General features: G+C 42.0%; 2 protein-coding genes. One reads left to right on the top strand and one right to left on the bottom strand.

The annotated features are described in order from the left end of the window. Positions 1 to 134: 134 nt before the first annotated feature. Positions 135 to 323, top strand: a complete 189-nt coding sequence (locus KTE19_RS13710; protein ID WP_065493053.1) for a hypothetical protein — start codon at positions 135 to 137, stop codon at positions 321 to 323. Here the strand turns inward: KTE19_RS13710 and KTE19_RS13705 are convergent. Further along, positions 320 to 502, bottom strand: a complete 183-nt coding sequence (locus KTE19_RS13705; RefSeq protein ID WP_075141291.1) for a YjzC family protein — start codon at positions 500 to 502, stop codon at positions 320 to 322. The two genes, KTE19_RS13710 and KTE19_RS13705, sit on opposite strands and share 4 nt — an antisense overlap. Between the last annotated feature and the right edge of the window lie 81 nt (positions 503 to 583).

Raw genomic sequence — 583 nt, 5'->3', positions numbered from 1 at the left:
GACACGCTTAGATGAAGATTTTATAGATCTAACCGTAACTATCACCACCTTTAATGGAATAACTTCATTATCCCACTAAAGGAGTGAAAGAGGCGAGTTCCGCGCAGGAGCTAAGCACGTGAGGAGGTGAGCGAATGATTCATCATTATATGACTGAATATCGTAATGGAAAAAATGAAGTTGTCTTTGAGTCCTGGATTCAGCTCAACTTTTTAGGCTTAGTGTGGTGTTACTCCGTAAAAAGCTTCATTTTGAACCCGGATAAAGACAACTCCGATGCGATTGATAAGTTCTTGAGCACTATGTCGTATCACGAACGTTAATCAGTTCGCCCACTGGTATGCTTCCACTTATTGTGAGTATCAGGACTCACAGGGGGAAGACGATGACCAGACACACGAATTGTAGCGTGTCTAGGATTTTGAAGTTTACCACCTTGAGGGCCGACTTCAAGGTATTTACCAATTGGAACGTTATCAGTTCCGGGTTCATAAAGTTTCACATTATGTCACCACCTTTAATGGAATAACTCAATTATCCCACTAAAGGAGCGAAAGGAGGTGAGCGAATGAAAAGGGAAGGA

Origin of the sequence: Lentilactobacillus dabitei, assembly GCF_019061365.1 — a bacterium.
GTDB classification, from domain to species: Bacteria; Bacillota; Bacilli; order Lactobacillales; family Lactobacillaceae; genus Lentilactobacillus; species Lentilactobacillus dabitei.
Note: the sequence above shows the minus strand (reverse complement) of the source record. Positions and strands in the feature narration are given on the sequence as shown.